This window comes from Arthrobacter sp. B0316-5-4 (assembly GCF_059090325.1).
Genome location: NZ_JBNHFN010000005.1, coordinates 143745 through 159431 on the forward strand (window position 1 = coordinate 143745; position 15687 = coordinate 159431).

At 62.7% G+C, this 15687-nt stretch carries 14 protein-coding genes; 6 read left to right on the forward strand and 8 right to left on the reverse strand.

Annotation, left to right across the window (positions count from 1 at the left end; all coding sequences use genetic code 11):
• Positions 1 to 584: 584 nt before the first annotated feature.
• From trxA to AC5RU9_RS16220, 5 genes are all read right to left on the reverse strand, one after another.
• Positions 585 to 911 (reverse strand): thioredoxin, encoded by a 327-nt coding sequence (trxA, locus tag AC5RU9_RS16200; protein ID WP_211710329.1) that lies wholly within the window; start codon positions 909 to 911, stop codon positions 585 to 587.
• 34 nt (positions 912 to 945) lie between these two features.
• A complete protein-coding gene (trxB, locus tag AC5RU9_RS16205; protein WP_211710328.1) occupies positions 946 to 1902 on the reverse strand; it encodes a thioredoxin-disulfide reductase in 957 nt (318 codons plus the stop codon).
• Positions 1903 to 2133: 231 nt separating this feature from the next.
• Positions 2134 to 3858, reverse strand: coding sequence for an ABC transporter substrate-binding protein (locus AC5RU9_RS16210; RefSeq protein WP_494017240.1), 1725 nt, complete (start codon positions 3856 to 3858; stop codon positions 2134 to 2136).
• Between the two features lie 140 nt (positions 3859 to 3998).
• Positions 3999 to 6005 (reverse strand): murein biosynthesis integral membrane protein MurJ, encoded by a 2007-nt coding sequence (murJ, locus tag AC5RU9_RS16215; RefSeq protein WP_494017241.1) that lies wholly within the window; start codon positions 6003 to 6005, stop codon positions 3999 to 4001.
• 26 nt (positions 6006 to 6031) lie between these two features.
• Positions 6032 to 6535 carry an NUDIX hydrolase gene (locus tag AC5RU9_RS16220; protein WP_090822121.1) on the reverse strand — a complete coding sequence of 168 codons (504 nt, stop codon included), beginning with the start codon at positions 6533 to 6535 and terminating at the stop codon, positions 6032 to 6034.
• 196 nt (positions 6536 to 6731) lie between these two features.
• On the opposite strand from AC5RU9_RS16220, the gene AC5RU9_RS16225 reads away from it, so the two are divergent.
• From AC5RU9_RS16225 to AC5RU9_RS16245, 5 genes are all read left to right on the forward strand, one after another.
• On the forward strand, positions 6732 to 8201 hold the full coding sequence (locus AC5RU9_RS16225; RefSeq protein WP_309993336.1) for a CCA tRNA nucleotidyltransferase: 1470 nt from the start codon (positions 6732 to 6734) through the stop codon (positions 8199 to 8201).
• Positions 8198 to 8779 carry a histidine phosphatase family protein gene (locus AC5RU9_RS16230; protein ID WP_089597061.1) on the forward strand — a complete coding sequence of 194 codons (582 nt, stop codon included), beginning with the start codon at positions 8198 to 8200 and terminating at the stop codon, positions 8777 to 8779. Before AC5RU9_RS16225 ends, AC5RU9_RS16230 begins: the two co-directional genes overlap by 4 nt.
• Positions 8780 to 9386: 607 nt before the next feature.
• Complete coding sequence (locus AC5RU9_RS16235; RefSeq protein WP_211710324.1) at positions 9387 to 9527, forward strand: hypothetical protein; 141 nt, start codon at positions 9387 to 9389, stop codon at positions 9525 to 9527.
• Between the two features lie 168 nt (positions 9528 to 9695).
• A complete protein-coding gene (locus AC5RU9_RS16240; RefSeq protein WP_494017242.1) occupies positions 9696 to 11201 on the forward strand; it encodes a glycosyltransferase family 87 protein in 1506 nt (501 codons plus the stop codon).
• Positions 11194 to 12633 (forward strand): phytoene desaturase family protein, encoded by a 1440-nt coding sequence (locus tag AC5RU9_RS16245; RefSeq protein WP_494017243.1) that lies wholly within the window; start codon positions 11194 to 11196, stop codon positions 12631 to 12633. Before AC5RU9_RS16240 ends, AC5RU9_RS16245 begins: the two co-directional genes overlap by 8 nt.
• Positions 12634 to 12642: 9 nt before the next feature.
• On the opposite strand, the gene AC5RU9_RS16250 is transcribed toward AC5RU9_RS16245, so the two are convergent.
• The gene (locus tag AC5RU9_RS16250) at positions 12643 to 13248 is read right to left on the reverse strand and encodes an NAD(P)-dependent oxidoreductase (RefSeq protein ID WP_494017244.1); all 606 of its coding nucleotides are present in this window, start codon (positions 13246 to 13248) and stop codon (positions 12643 to 12645) included.
• Between the two features lie 83 nt (positions 13249 to 13331).
• Here AC5RU9_RS16250 and AC5RU9_RS16255 point away from each other — a divergent pair, with 83 nt between their 5' ends.
• Entirely contained in the window at positions 13332 to 13730 is a 399-nt protein-coding gene (locus AC5RU9_RS16255; RefSeq protein WP_494017245.1) for a winged helix-turn-helix transcriptional regulator, read from the forward strand.
• Here AC5RU9_RS16255 and AC5RU9_RS16260 read toward each other — a convergent pair.
• Positions 13727 to 14425 (reverse strand): ABC transporter ATP-binding protein, encoded by a 699-nt coding sequence (locus tag AC5RU9_RS16260; protein ID WP_494017246.1) that lies wholly within the window; start codon positions 14423 to 14425, stop codon positions 13727 to 13729. The genes AC5RU9_RS16255 and AC5RU9_RS16260 overlap by 4 nt on opposite strands.
• 27 nt (positions 14426 to 14452) lie before the next feature.
• Complete coding sequence (locus tag AC5RU9_RS16265) at positions 14453 to 15532, reverse strand: ABC transporter permease (RefSeq protein WP_494017247.1); 1080 nt, start codon at positions 15530 to 15532, stop codon at positions 14453 to 14455.
• Between the last annotated feature and the right edge of the window lie 155 nt (positions 15533 to 15687).

Here is a 15687-nt window from a genome sequence, read left to right on the forward strand (position 1 = left end):
GTCGATGGGGGCGGATGAGACAAGAATTGCCACGTCGCCACACAGCTTCGGTGCCAGTGCGCTCCGTAGTCGCGCGCCCGTTCGACCTATTGAAACCGTCGGACCCAATCCAGGTCTCGTGAGCCAAACCGAAGGAAAGCGGAAGCCGCATGTTCTTGTGTTGTGCTCGACCGCAGCCGTCAGCCCTCCATGAGTAGGAATCGCCTGACATCCGGGAATGGGTTGTGAGGGAGGGGTGGTGGGTGGGGGTGGGGGTGTGAGTGAGGGGTGGTGGGAAGGGGTGGGGGTGTGAGGGAGGGTTGGTGGGTGGGGGCGGGGTTGTGAGGGAGGGCTGGTCGGGAAGGGGTGGGGGTGTGAGGGAGGGTTGGGCGGAAGGGGCAGGGATGTGAGAGAGGGGCGGGGGTTCCCCCTACCCAGTGAGGGGGAAGTCGAGCCACGAATTAATGGCGCAACGGAGGTCGCCAGGCGCGCATGAGCAGTCCATGCATCCCAAAGAGGTTCATTTCACGGAGAGCAACAAAAAAGTCGGCGGCTCCTGCCCCGTGAGGAGCAGGAACCGCCGGCTTTAGACGCTTAGCGGGAACTTAGGACAGTACGTCCGCGAATTCCTTTTCGAAGAACTGCTTCGGCTTGGCACCGATGACAGTGTTCTTCACTTCTCCCCCGCTGAACAGGTACACGGCCGGGATGGAGGTGATGCCATACTCAGCTGCGATAGCAGGGTTGTCGTCGACGTTGAGTTTAACGACCTCAACCTTGTCGCTGTACTCGACGGAGATCTCGTCGAGGATGGGGCCGAGCTTGCGGCAGGGGCCACACCACTCTGCCCAGAAGTCCACGATGACCGGCTTGTCGGAAGCCAGGACATCCGTGCTGAAGCTTGCGTCAGTTACGTCTTTTGCGTTGCTCATAACTTTTCCCTTCGTATGGTTGCTTGGATGCAGCTTAGGAGTTCAGGTCCGCGAGGTAGTGCTCTACGTCAAGGGCTGCCACGCAGCCGGAGCCCGAAGCCGTGATGGCTTGGCGGTAGGTGGGGTCGATGACGTCGCCTGCGGCGAAGACACCCTTGATGTTCGTCTTGGAGCTGCGGCCCTCCACGGCGATGGTTCCTTCAGGGGTCAGGTCGACCTTGCCTTTGACGAGGTCCGTGCGCGGGTCGTTGCCGATGGCCACGAACACGCCGGTGACTGCGAGCTCGGACTCAGTGCCGTCCACCAGGTTCTTCAGCTTGAGGCCCGTGACTTTGTCCCCACCGAGGACGTCTTCAACGGCCGTGTTCCAGACGAACTTGATCTTTTCGTGTGCCTGGGCGCGGTCACCCATGATCTTTGATGCCTTGAGGGTATCGCGGCGGTGGACGACGGTAACGGACTTGGCGAACTTGGTGAGGAAGAGTGCTTCCTCCATTGCCGAGTCGCCGCCGCCGATGACGGCGATGTCCTGGTCCTTGAAGAAGAAACCGTCGCAGGTTGCACACCAGCTAACGCCGTGGCCTGAGAGGCGCTTTTCGTTGGCCAGTCCGAGCTCTCGGTAGGCCGAGCCCGTGGACAGAATGATGGCCTTCGCCTGGAAGGTCTCCCCCGTACCGATGGTGACCGTCTTGATGTCGCCTTCGAGGTCCAGCTCGGTGACATCCTCGAACTGGATCTCAGTGCCGAAACGGGCGGCTTGCTTTTCGAAGTTCTCCATCAGGTCCGGACCCATGATGCCTTCCGGGAATCCCGGGTAGTTCTCAACGTCCGTGGTGTTCATCAACTCGCCACCAGCGGTGACAGATCCGGCAATGAGCAGAGGATTCATGTTGGCGCGGGCGGTGTAAACAGCGGCTGTGTAGCCAGCGGGGCCTGAACCTACGATGATGACGTCGCGCACCTGCGATGCGCCGTTTTCTGCAATGCTCACGTGGCGTGAACCTCTTCCTTAGTCGATGCTGCGGCTTTCGGGGCAGCCACCTGACTCAACCCCAGTTAAGCCCCAAATATTCCGTTGGAGTTTGTCGGCCCTAAAAGCCACCAACATTCAGGGTACCTTCTGGACACTCGCCAAATCGAAGCGGTGACGGACGTGCAGGTAGCAGTAGAGGCCGTCCTGACAAGTCAGAACGGCCTCTACTGCTACCTGGTTTGGTGCGGACTACTGGACTGCGACTTCAGCCAAGCGCAGACCGAATCCGAAGCGGGTCTTCGGGGCGGCCAGCTTGGGGAGGGTTTTGATATCCACAATGATGTACTGGGTTTGCGTCGGCGCTGCGAGGGGCAGGGTCAATTCAGGCGAGGTGAAGCTGTTGGTGCCTACAAGCTTGGCGCCGTCCATGGCGGGGCGGTCGTTGGTGTAGACGCTGATGCTGCCGCCCGATCCACCCAGCTGGTTCAGCACAATGGACTTGACCTCGGTCTTTTCTTTGAGCTTGATGACCAGCGGCATGTTTGTGACCAGGCCACCCCAGTCCGCCGTCGCGAATTCCATGTCTGACCAGTAGCTTGCCGCGTTGCCGTCAAAGGCGCGTGCAAGGTCCTTGTCGTAGGTGGCCGCGAAGGGGAAGTCTCCCAAGCGGGTGATGCCCTCGATGGCCGGCGGCGCCGCGGGTGGCGGAGCCTGCGTGGGGGCCGGTTCTTCGGTCTTGGTTTCGGTGGACGGCGGGGCCGGCGTGCTCTGGCTCGCCGCGGGCGCACTGCTGGGAAGGAGGCTGCCAAGGTTGGTAACAGCCAGGACCAGGCCTACCACCAGGACAACAGCCAGCAGGCCACCAACCAGCCAGCGGAGCGAACGGGGTTCCTTCTCGGGAGCCTCGTCTTCGTATACCTCGTTGTGGTCGTAGTCCTCTTGGACAGCGGCCGACGCCGGGAAGCTGGTTGGAGCGCGACCGTAGCCAGTGTCAGAGGTACTGCCCGCAGCGGCAGCTCCCCCGGCAGCGGCGCCTGCCCCTGCAAAGCCGTAGTCCTCCTCGGACCAGAGCGATACCTTGGGCTCAGCAGCCCCTGCAGGCTTCGCGGTCTCGGCGGGCCTGGCCGGCTCGCGGGCAGGTGCTTGCTGGGAACTGACGGCCTGGGTAGGCGGTTGGGTCGGTGCGGCGGGCCTGGCTGGCGGCGGAGTCGGCTGTGAGGTAACGGCCTGGGTGGGCGGCTGGTGGGACGCCGCAGGCGACGCTCCACCGGAAGCACCAGAAGCCCCGGAAGCACCAGAGGCCGCAGCGTTAGCACCGGCGTCGTGATTCCTGGAACCCTGGTTCTTCAGCGCGGCGGCGGCAGCGAGGCCTGCTGCTCCGGCTCCCGCAGCAGCGGCAGCGAGCTTACCGGCGATGCCACTCTTGGCGGATGAGGGGCTGGAGGCAGGCCGAGGAGGCACATTCCCGGCCTCGGAACCAGGGGTTACCTGATCAGCATCGGCCTCGGACGGGATGGGGTAGCCATTTTCGTCGTATTGGATGTACTCCGCGTCGTGCTCGTCGTCTTCGTAGAGGCCGTCGTAGGTTTCGGGCTCGTACGTGCGCGGCTGCCCAAAGATTTCGCTGCCGAGCGTCTCCGTGAAGAACGGCTCGATGTATGGCGGGTTGGTGGCCACAACGAGGTCGAGCAGGTCCGGCGCGGAGCTGTGGTTGGTGATGAGGTACGTGGTGTTATCGCTGATGCCGAGATCCAGGATCTGGACGTGGCCAGGGCGTTCCCCGGTGGCGACTTCACGGGCGCTCTGCGCAACCTGCTCGGCATTTCCGGGTCCGGCGACGAGGATGCTCACGGGACGGTTGAGGACCTGGTCCACGCCGTCGAGCACCTGATCTTGGTCATGCGAGGTCAACACATTGGCCGTGACCTTATAGCGGCCGCCAAGTACTGATCCGACGTCGATCGGGTGGGACACGTGTTCCTCCTAGGCTGTCCGGGAGCTGCGGGTCCTGCACACGGCCGGCCCGGCGAGCCGGTTCAACCGCTTTTGCAACTACCTATATTCGTTTCTAGCCTAGCCGATTGGTGCCCGCCGCCCGTGTTGGCGGCACCGGCTTACTTCTTGTTCTGCCTGCTGGGGAAGTATGGATTGCGCCCAGCATCGCCTTGGTAGGTGCGACGGCCGGGCAACGGGACCTGCGGGCGGAACCTGCCACCCAAGGCTGTGCTGGGCACGTCTTCGTCGGGCAGGTAGGACTTTGGGGCGTCCGTGGCGGGCGCAGGAGCGGTGCGCTGGGCCCCGACTGCTGGCCCGGCCCTGAATGAGGCGGCGTCGAATTCGCCCGAGATGCGCGGGATCAAACCGGTGTCGTCCGAGACTGTGGCGCGTTCCGGCGTCGTGGGTTCTTCAGTTCCTGCGGCGACCGGCTCTGGCGCGCCGCGGCCCAAACGTCCCATGAGCGGGCGTAGGAGGTCGCGAAGTTCGGTGACGTGGAAGACCCGTAGCAGGACCAGGTAGGCGAGCAACATGACGGGCCCGACGACGACTACGGTCACCAAGGCGGCCGGGCGGCTGCTCCACGCGAAACCGTCGGCCCGGTAGCTGCCCAGGAGCCATAGTGCTGCCGCCCCCGCCAGCGCTGAACCAAGTCCGGCGTAGCCCATGCGGATATAGGAGTTCGCGATCCTTGGTCCGTCGAGGTGGCCCAGCAACCGGCGCAGGAACACGACGCTGATCACCACGGAGAGAATGTTGCCCAACGTGTAAAGGATCGCGATCGCGTAAATGATCTGGCCGACGGGAAGGAACTGGATGAAGAACGCGCCCACCACGTAGATCACCGCCAGCCACAACTGCACATACAGGGGCGTGCGGGCGTCCTCGTTGGCGTAGAACACGCGGGACATCATGAAGTTCGCGCTCAGGAACGGGGTGCTCAAAGCCAGGATGGTGAGCGTCTGTGCCAGCATGACGCCGTCTTGCGGTTCGCCACCGGAGAAGAACATGCCCAGTGGGCCCGCCAAGGCAAACAGGGCCAACGCACCGAAAACCGTGGCAACGGCCATGGTCCGGAGACCGTGGGAGAGGGCATCGCGGAGCTCGGCTTTGTTGCCGTCCTGCGACGCTCGCGTCATCCGGTTAAAGAGGACGGTTGCCAAGGACAAAGCGATGATCGAGTGTGGCAGCAGGTACAGCTGGCTGGCTACTTCCAGGACGGCGTTACCGGGCAGGACGGCAGCGGCGTCCGTGTCCCCCGCGTTGTTCAGCCGGAGCCGCTCGGCACCGGGAATCGTGGCGATTCGCATGACGTAGAGAAACGCCAGCTGTCCGACGGCGGCTGTCGCCAAGGTCCACACGCTCAGCTTGGCGGCCTGGCCCAGTCCGACGCCGCGCCACCCGAAGCGCGGACGGAGACCCAGGCGCAGCCGGAACACAGGGATAAGCAGGATGGCCGTTTGCGCAATAACGCCGAAGGTTGAGAAGCCGGCGATCAGGAATGTCTGCGTGGGTCCCCAGTTGTCGATTGTGTGGGGGTTGGTGATGTTGGCGCCGAGGATCCAGATGAACATCCCCAGGCCTGCGATGGCCACGAGGTTGTTGAGGATGGGCGCCCACATGGCCGGGCCGAACGCCCCGTGCGCATTCAGTACCTGGGTCAGCAGGGCATAGAGCCCGTAGAAGAAGATTTGTGGGAGGCACCAGAAGGCGAAGGTGACCGCCAGGGCCTTTTGTTGTTCGGAGTACCCCTGCGTGGTCAGATCGATGACCAGGGGTGCCGCAAGGGTTACCAACGCAGTGAGTGCCAGAAGCACCAGCACGGCCAGGGTCAGCAAACGGCTGATGTAGTCCGCGCCGCGGTCCGGTGCCTTGCTGGCTTTGATGATCTGCGGGACAAGAACCGCGTTGAACACGCCGCCGGCCACCAGCAGGAAGATCAGGTTGGGCAGGTTGTTCGCGTTGATGAACGTGTCATTGACGGTGGATCCCAGGCCCAAGGCGGCGCCGAGCATCCAGGTTTTGGCGAAGCCAAGGAACCGGGAAACGAGCGTCCCTGCAGCCATGATGGCGCTGGAACGTGCTTCTCCGGATTGAACGGACTGGGTAGTTTTGGCTTCAGACATCGCCTTTATCGTCCCATGTACCCGGGTCAGAGGTGTTCGGGCAGCACTTCCCGTGCCAGATCGGCGATGCGGCGTTCATTCGGGAAGGACAGTTTGCGGGCCAGTTCCTGGATAGGAACCCACGCGGCGTCCACGGCTTCCTGGTCAGGATCGTTCTCGATGGTCAGCTCACCGCCCGTTGCCTGGAGCAGGAAATGGTGGACGGTTTTGTGGACGCGGTGGCCGCTCACGGTGAACCAATAATCGATGCTGCCCAGGGGTGCCAGGATACTGCCCTCGATGCCGGTTTCCTCGGCGATCTCGCGGACAGCTGCTTCCTCGTTGTTTTCGCGGCCTTCGGGATGGCCCTTCGGCAGGCACCATTCGAGCCGGCCACCCCTATTAAGGCGGGCAATGATCGCAACCCGGAGTTCGCCGTCGGACGTGTCCACAACAACGCCGCCGGCTGACACCTCCTCAACAGTGGGAAGTGAGGCCTGTACCGGGTGCTGCGGGGCAGGCGCGACGTGGGCACCGATTGCCGACGGCAACGGTGCGTTTGTCCTCCTGCCAGGAGCGCTCGGGATCGGGTTGGCCATGAGGTCCACTCTAACGACTCTTGCCCCGGAGTGATGACCGGGACATGGCTACAAGATGGACTGCAGAAGACGGTCCGCGGACGCATGCCTGATATTGCATGGAACAGTGGCCCACTCCCGGATAAAAATCTGCCAAGCTTAAGGGACTATGGCGCACGTATTGGACAGCTCTTCTGTTAACTTCACCATCGATCCGGTGGTGCTCGACCTCGGGCAGCGCTTTGTCGACGCCGGATTCGAGCTGTCCTTGGTGGGTGGACCTGTTCGCGACCTCTTCCTTGGCAGGACCTCCCCCGACCTCGATTTCACCACGGACGCCACGCCGGACCAGACCATTGCCGTCATTAAGAAGTGGGCAGACAACTTCTGGGAAATCGGCCGTGCCTTCGGCACTATCGGGATGAAGAAGAGTGGTTTCCAGATCGAGATCACCACGTACCGCGCCGAGGCGTACGACCCCGATTCCCGGAAGCCCGTGGTGGCTTTCGGCAACTCTTTGACGGACGACCTGCTGCGCCGCGACTTCACCATCAACGCCATGGCCCTTCGGCTGCCCAGCCTGGAACTCGTGGATCCCTTTGGCGGCGTCCGCGACCTCCACGCCTCCGAGTTGGCAACACCCGGTGCTCCCGAGGCGTCATTCTCGGATGACCCCCTGCGCATGATGCGCGCGGCCCGGTTCGCGTCGCAGCTCGGCGTGTCGGTCCACGACGACGTCCGGCTCGCCATGTCCCAAATGGCCGACCGCATCAAGATCATCTCCGCCGAACGTGTCCGCGAAGAACTGGTCAAGCTGATTAACGGAGCCCACCCGCGCGTGGGTATTGACCTCCTGGTGGATACAGGATTGGCCGAATTCGTGCTCCCTGAGGTTTCCGCGCTGCGCCTCGAAGCCGACGAACACCACCGCCACAAGGACGTGTACCAGCATTCCCTCCAGGTCCTGGAGCAGGCCGCCGCACTTGAAACAGGTCCCGATGGCCCGGTGCCCGGGCCGGACTTTGTGTTGAGGTTCGCTGCGTTGATGCACGACGTCGGCAAGCCGGCTACGCGCCGTTTCGAGCAGGGCGGCGCGGTGAGCTTCCGCCACCACGACGTTGTAGGTGCGAAACTGACGGCCAAGCGAATGAAGGCGCTGAGGTTCGACAACGACTCGATCAAGGCTGTTTCCCGCTTGGTGGAACTTCACATGCGTTTCTACGGCTACGGCGATGCCGGCTGGAGCGACTCAGCTGTCCGCCGGTACGTCACCGACGCCGGTCCCCTGCTGGAACGCCTGCATCGGCTGACCCGCTCCGATGTCACCACGCGTAACCAGCGCAAGGCCGACCGCTTGTCCTTCGCCTACGATGACCTTGAGCACCGCATCGCGGCGCTCTTGGAGCAGGAATCGCTGGCAGCCGTCCGGCCGGACCTCGATGGAGCGCAGATCATGGCCCTTCTTGGACTCAAGCCGGGACCGGTGGTGGGCAAGGCCTACAAGTTCCTCCTGGAAGAGCGCATGGAACATGGACCGCTGTCCCCGGAGGAAGCCGAGCAGAAGCTTTTGGCGTGGTGGGGCACGCAACCCGAGTCCGCCGTCGTCGAGCCTTTGACTGAAACTGAGGAGCCCTCATGAATGCTGCGACTTCCCCACGTCCGCAACTCTGGATCCTTCGCCACGGCGAAACGGAGTGGTCCAAGAGCGGCCAGTACACCGGCCTGACTGATCTGCCCCTCACTGTTGAGGGTGAGCAGCAGGCTGTTGAGGCACGCAAGGTCCTGGAGGGCATCGACTTCGACCTGGTGCTGACCTCCCCGCTGCGACGTGCCCGCCGTACAGCCGAACTGGCCGGCTACCCGGAAGCGGTGCACGAGCCGCTGGCGGTCGAATGGAACTATGGCGACTACGAAGGCATCAGCTCGGACCTGATCCGCAAGGACAACCCGGACTACCTCATCTGGACAGATGGTGTTCCCAACGGGGAGACCTTGGATGAGGTGGCTGCCCGTGCCGACAAGATCATCGGACGCGTCCTGGAGTCCGGAATGGACAATGTCCTGGTAGTAGCCCACGGGCATTTCTCCCGCATCCTTACCGCACGTTGGCTCGAAATGGACGCCCGTGAAGGTCGGCATTTCATCCTCGGTACAGCCAAAGTCTGCACGCTCGGCTGGGATAAGCGGACGCCCGCAATTGTCCGCTGGGGCCTCTAAAAACATTCATTGAGAAAAAGTTTTGGAGAAACAGCGAATTGCGCTGGCCAAACTCCTTGTTCATGGGGTAGCTTATATCTTGTTCCCAGAGCGATCCGCCGGGAACCAGGCGCGCATTCTTCCGATTTGTCACTCGGGTGAATGCCACAGCAGGCTGTAAAGGCCGGAAGGAGGTTGGGAAAAATGATTACTTTGACTAGCGGACGGAAGTTGACCGTCAATGCTGCCCCGGCCTCTGCTGATGATCGACGCCATTTTTGCTCTCTGACCCACTCCTGATCCACCGGACCGGCCTGTTGCCGGCGGTGTTCATGACGGCCTTCCTTTCCTTGGATGGCTGAGTATTCAGTTGTAGGCGCGGACCCACGCAGCATGCCGCGGGTGCGCAGTTTCCCCAAAGTTCGGAACCAGCTTCTTGTTGGGTCGACTGCCGGAAGCTCGCGCAATGATGCAATGACGTTTCAGGAATTCCTGATTCGGTCCGCTAATTACCTTTCACCAGCCTCGGTACTTTGTGCCCATTTTGGCCTTTGATTTATTCATCCTCAAATGGCCCTAATTGTTGCGCCTAAATACCCGGCATAATCCCCCCGAAAGGAGGTGAACCATGCGAAAGCGCCCCGAAGACATGCGCTTCTTCAAGAGCGTCACAGCTCCAAAGGACCGCACCCTGTTCAACGGCCAACTGTTGGACCAACGCCGTGAAGACGTTTACGTTGTCCTGCACCAGATGGGACTGATCCGCTGATTTCCTTCAGCCCGACCGAAGGAGACCCAGATGCCACACGATTCTGTTGAACCTCAAGGAGCCCACGCGGCTACGCGTGGGCTCCCCCCCTTTTAACAGTGGGGTTCATTCCCACAGTCGAGGCAGGACCTGGTGCTCTGCCCCAAGTGGTGACTGTAAGCTCGATCCATGCAGGAGACGAAGCCGCACCGGCAGCAAAAACGTGCCCGCGCGGAGGTTCCCAGCCGCAGTGACAACCTGCTCCGAAACTTCACCGAGCTCATAGGCGGTCCGCTCGGGAAGCACTCCTTGCCAGGCGAAGCTTCTTCCGGCCCGTTCACTGTAGAACGGGTCCTGATCATCCTTACCGTACTCGCGGCACTGCTGGCCGTTCTCGCGAAGGACTACTGCCGGGTCAACGGGTGGGAAACGCCCGGACAGTTCTACTCCACCTGCTACTCCGACTTCCCCGAACTCTTCAAGAACCGCGGACTCGGCGACGGAGTCATCCCCTTCTTCACCCAGGGCAGCCAGTTTGAATATCCCGTGCTGATGGGGATCATCGCGGGAATCACGGCCCTGCTGGTTCCTGGCCAGGGCGTCAACAATGATCGGGTGCTGGGCTACTTCGACGTCAACGCGACGTTGATTGTGGCCATATGGGTTGTTACCGTCCTCCTGACCGCGAGAATCAACAAGCGACGCCCTTGGGATGCGGCCATGGTGGCCTTGGCGCCCGGGATTATCCTGGCCGGCCTGATCAACTGGGACATGTGGGCGGTGGCGCTGCTCGCCCTGGGAATGTATTTCTTCTCCAGGGACAAACTGGTGCTCGCCGGCGTATTCGTCGGACTGGGCACAGCCACCAAGCTCTACCCGGTCCTGTTCCTGGGTGCCGTGCTCCTGCTGGCCCTCCGGACAGGGAAGTTCCGGCCGTTCCTTGTCACTTCAGGGGCTGCCTTGGTGTCCTGGCTGGTAGTCAACCTACCCTTCGCGGCCCTGAACCCTACCGGCTGGCAGTACTTCTTCGAGTTCACCCAGGACCGGCCCGCCGGGTACAGCTCGCCCTGGTTCTCCTACAACCTGGTAGCGGACCGGCTGCACTGGATGCAGATGAATGCGGCCAGCATCAACGTGATTGCCCTGTCCCTGTTCGTCCTGGCGTGTGCCCTTATTGCAGCGCTGGCACTGTGGGCGCCGCGCCGTCCGCGTGTGGCGCAGTTGGTCTTCCTGATTGTTGCCGCGTTCATCCTCACCAATAAGGTCTACTCGCCCCAATTCGTTATCTGGCTGATCCCGCTCCTCGCCCTGGCCCGACCCCGCTGGCGCGACTTCCTCCTATGGCAGGCTGCCGAAGGCCTGCATTGGGCAGCCATTTGGATGTACCTGGGCCAGGCGACAAGCGGCGGGTCTGTCCAGCACAACATCGACATGTCCTATTACGTATTGGCGGTGGTCCTGCATATGGCTGCGACGGCTTACCTGATGGCCAGGGTGGTTATGGACATTTGGGATCCAGCTCAGGACCCCCTGCGCAACCACGGCGATGATGACCCCCATGGCGGGCCTTTCGACGGCGCCCCGGACTGGCTCAGGATCGACCTCTTCACCCCGGCCCGGTCGGTCCTGCCCAGGAGGCCTCAGGCGGCCACAACTGAAGCAGCCCAAACGGCGGAGGGAGGCAGCAATGGGTGATGTCGCCGTCGTCGGGGCCGGTCCAAACGGTTTGGCCGCAGCAGTGGTCATGGCCCGCGCGGGCCTGAAAGTCCACGTCTACGAGGCCGCGGACACTATTGGCGGAGGTTCGCGCACCAGCGAGCTGATGGAACCCGGGCATTTCTACGATGTCTGTTCCGCAGTGCACCCCATGGCCGTGGCTTCGCCGTTCTTCCGTGCCTTCGAGCTGTCCAAGCGGATCGAACTGCGGGTTCCGGAGGTTCAGCACGGAACACCTTTGGACATTGGCGGGGCCGCGTTGGCGTACCAGTCCCTGGACCGGACCGTTCAGGGCTTGGGCGTGGATGGCCCGGCGTACCGCCGGCTCATGGAACCCTTGCTGGAGCGGGTCTCCGGGGTAGTGGAATTTACGTCCAACCAGCTGCTGCGCATACCGAAAGACCCGTTGGCCGCCGTGGGCTTTGGTCTTGCCACGCTGGATCAGGGCACGCCCATGTGGGGCCGCCGCTTCCGGGAAGAGGCAGCGCCCGCGCTCCTGACCGGGGTGATGTCGCACGCGCTGGGTTCGCAACCGTCCCTGAGCTCAACCGGCGCCGGGCTCCTGCTCGGGGTCCTTGCCCATGCCGGCGGTTGGCCGATTCCCGTAGGGGGGTCAATGTCCATTGCCCAGGCTATGGCCGATGATGTGACTGCCCACGGAGGAACCATCCATGTAGGTGAACGAGTGGACTCCCTGGACCAGGTTCGGCCCGCGGACGCCATACTGTTGGATGTGGCTCCCCCGACCCTGGCCCGGATCGGCGGCGCGGAAGTACCCGACCGCTACCGCAGGGCACTGGAAGCATTCCGGTTCGGGAATGCAGCATGCAAAGTGGACTTTATTCTCTCCGGACCTGTGCCTTGGTTGGATCCCGGACTGGCCAAGGCAGGCACGGTCCACGTGGGAGGTTCACGGCTTGCCATGGCCGAATCCGAGAATCTGGTGGCCATGGGGAAATATCCTCCGGAACCATACGTCCTGGTCTCCCAGCCGTCCCTGGTGGACCCAACGCGCGCACCCGAAGGCCGCCACATCCTGTGGTCTTACTGCCACGTCCCGGCCAACTCCACCGTGGACATGGCCGAAGCGGTCACGGCCCGCATAGAGCAGTATGCGCCCGGTTTCAGGGACGTCGTGGTTGCGTCAAAGACCACGACGGCGGCAGAACTGGCTGCTTACAACGAAAATTATGTGGGCGGCGACTTCAGCGCAGGCGCCCTCGATCTCCGCGGACTGGTGCAGCGTCCCGTAGTTTCCAATGTGCCCTGGCGGACACCAATGCCCGGTGTGTACCTGTGTTCATCCTCGACGCCGCCGGGTCCCGGTGTAACAGGTATGCCCGGGTACCACGCCGCTAAACATGCCCTCAAGGACATATTTAAACTGCGGGTACCCGGGCTGGGCGTTTAGCCCGCCGTCTTAGTTGGCTGCGGTAAAGCGTGCGCGGCGGTGGGCGGGGCTTTCGATCTCATCCAGCATGGCCACGGCGTAGTCCTGCGTGGAGATGCTGCTGCCAGCCGGCGAATCCTTGGCCACAGCGTATTCGCCGGTCCGCTCACCAGGCTGGATGACGGGTGCCGGGGCCAGTACGGTCCAGTCAAGGGTTTCGGGGGCCTGCTTCACGGCCTCGAGGGCCTTGGCAGCCGTGGTGGCTTCAGCCTTGTAGGCCTCAGGGAAGTCCGGGGAGTCGAGCAGGCGGACGCCGTCAATTTCCAGTGTCCCGGCACCACCAACGATCATCAGCCGGGTTCCTTCTGCGTTGCTGTACGCGGTGGACATGGCGTCGAGCCATTCTGAATGGTCGCCGCCGGTGCGGCTGGGACCCGTAGCGAGCACAACGACGTCGTGGTCCTTCGCGATGGAGGCAAAGGTCTGCGCGTCAGCCTGGTCTGCAGCCTGTGCGGCCGCTCCGGGGACTTCAGCGCCCTTGCGGGAGATGGCTGTGACCTGGTGGCCGCGGGTAATGGACTCATTGACGATCTGGCTGCCGACCATGCCTGTTGCGCCGTAGACTGCGATTTTCATTGCTCTCCTTGGGGTTGCTATCCTTGCAATACGACAACGGTATCCATTGGATACTGATAGCTTCAAAGGAACCTAGTTACCTCATGGAAACCAATAACCTCCCCGCGAACATCCTGGACCCCAACTGTCCCTCCCGCGTGATCTTCCAACGAATCGGCGACAAATGGGCGTCGTTGGTGATTCAGGTGTTGGATGACGGCCCCGTACGGTTTTCCGAGCTGCGGAAGATGGTCAACGTCGTGACGCCCAAAGTCCTGACCCAAACCCTGAGGGCCCTGGAGCGGGACGGCCTCATAACCCGGACTGTCCATGCCCAGGTTCCCCCACGCGTGGACTACGAACTCACCGCGATGGGCGAATCCCTATTGCAGCCGCTGTCCCTGCTCCGTGAATGGGCGGAGAGCCACGTGCCCACCATCCTGGAAGCCCGCGACGCCTACGACGACGCGCAGGACTCCGCGGTCCTCGGCTCAGCCAACTAGGGTCGGGACGACGGGACGAGGGCGCGGCTGATCCGTCCGTCCCGCATGGTCGCGACGGCATCCGTGAGGGGCAGGAACTCGGTATCGTGCGTGACCATGACGGTGGCCGTGTGGAATTCGTCCGTGACCCGACGCAGCAACCGGACAACGGATTCGCTACGTTCGTGGTCAAGCGCCGCTGTGGGCTCGTCCACCAGCAGCACCGAAGGCCTGCCCATCAATGCCCGCGCTATGTTCACCCGCTGGCGCTGGCCGCCGGATAGCTGGTGCGGTCGCTTGTCTTCGGCCCCGGATAAGCCAACCACGTCGAGCAATTCCCCGGCCTTTAGGCGGGCTTCCTTCAACGGGTTGCCCCGCAGGTGCTCACGGATCAACAACTGCTCGACGGCGGTCAGTGCCGGCAGCAGGTTGGGTTGCTGGAAGATGATGCCCACCTTGTCCCGACGCAGCGCCGTGCGTTCGGCCTCGGCAAGGGCTGCGACATCCTGTCCGTTGATGACCACCACTCCGGAGGTGGGCTTGATGAGGGTGGCGGCAACGGCGAGCAGTGATGACTTCCCCGAGCCGGAGGGACCCACCAAGGACAGGAACTCCCCCTCGCTTACCGCGAGGTTTACGGAGTCCAAGGCCTTGAGGGTAGAGCCGCCATCGGGATATTCGAGCGAGACGTTGACGAGGTTGAGTGCAGTAGTCACTTTATGCCTTTCGAGGAATGTACGGAATCAGTTGCCGCCGAGGGCCAGCAGAGGGTCTACTTTGGTGACTTTTCGGACTGCCAGAACTGCGCCTGCCAGGCCGAGGAGGACAATCCCAGCCACCGGTAGCAGCGTGGTCAGGGGAGTAACCAGGAAAGGTGCCGCCTGGGCCGCAAAGGCACCCCCGGCTAGTCCCAACAAACCGCCCACTGCGGCCCCGGAAACCAGTACCAGGGCTGCCTGGGCAAGGGCATCGCGCAGGACGTAACCGGAGGAAGCGCCGAGTGCTTTGAGTACCGCGATATCCCGGGTCCGCTGCACCGTCCACACGGTCAGGAAGGCCACGATCACCAAAGCGGAGATGCCGTAGAGGAACGCCTGCATCAGCATGAGCGAACCGTTTTCGCTCTTGTACGAGGCCAAGGCCTGGAAGGAGCCAACAGGATCCGTACTGACTGTGCCAGCCGACGCGTTGGCGGCGTCGACGTCCAAGGAGGTTCCGGCGTCGTACTTTACGGCGAGGACGGTGGCCGTGCCCGAGGCCGCATGCGCGATGGACCGCCAGGTGTCCAGCGTGGTCCAAACAACGCCGGTATGGGAGTACCACTGATCCTCCACAACGGACGAGACGGTGAGGTCGGTGCCGCCTACGCTCACTCGGCTACCGGGGATCAGGGACAGGTCCTTCGCCAAGGTTTCGCCGACAACCACCGTCCCATCCTCGACGGGTTGAGGGGCAGTGGAGCCGCCAAAGACGGCAACGTTAGCTGTACCACTCGGAGTGCCACCCTCACCCAGGGACTGAAAACGCGTCTGGCTGATTCCCATTGGCTGCGCAGACGTGACGCCCGGCTGTTCGCGCCACGTTTCGAGCTGGGCTGTGGAAACCTCAGACTCGGTGTATGACGCCTTGGGCTCACCTCCGGCAGGAGCCCCGAAGACGATCTGCTGCGCGGGCAGCGATGCAATGGCCGACGTCGACTGGTTGCCCAGGCCGGCCGTCAGCCCGGACAACATCACGAGCAGCAAAGTGATCAAGGCGACGACGCTGCCCATGAGCGCAAAACGGCCCTTGGCGAAACGGATGTCGCGGATGGCGAGAAACATCGGATTCCTTCGGTAGGTGCGGGCTTGGTCCCGGCATTACCAACTCTTCCGGCGAAGGACGTCCTGGACCATCGGGAGGTGGATGGATTCGCCGGCTCCGTGGGGTTGAGGGGGTGGTCATCCAAATGGTTGATTCTGGCCGGGCGGCGCGGAAT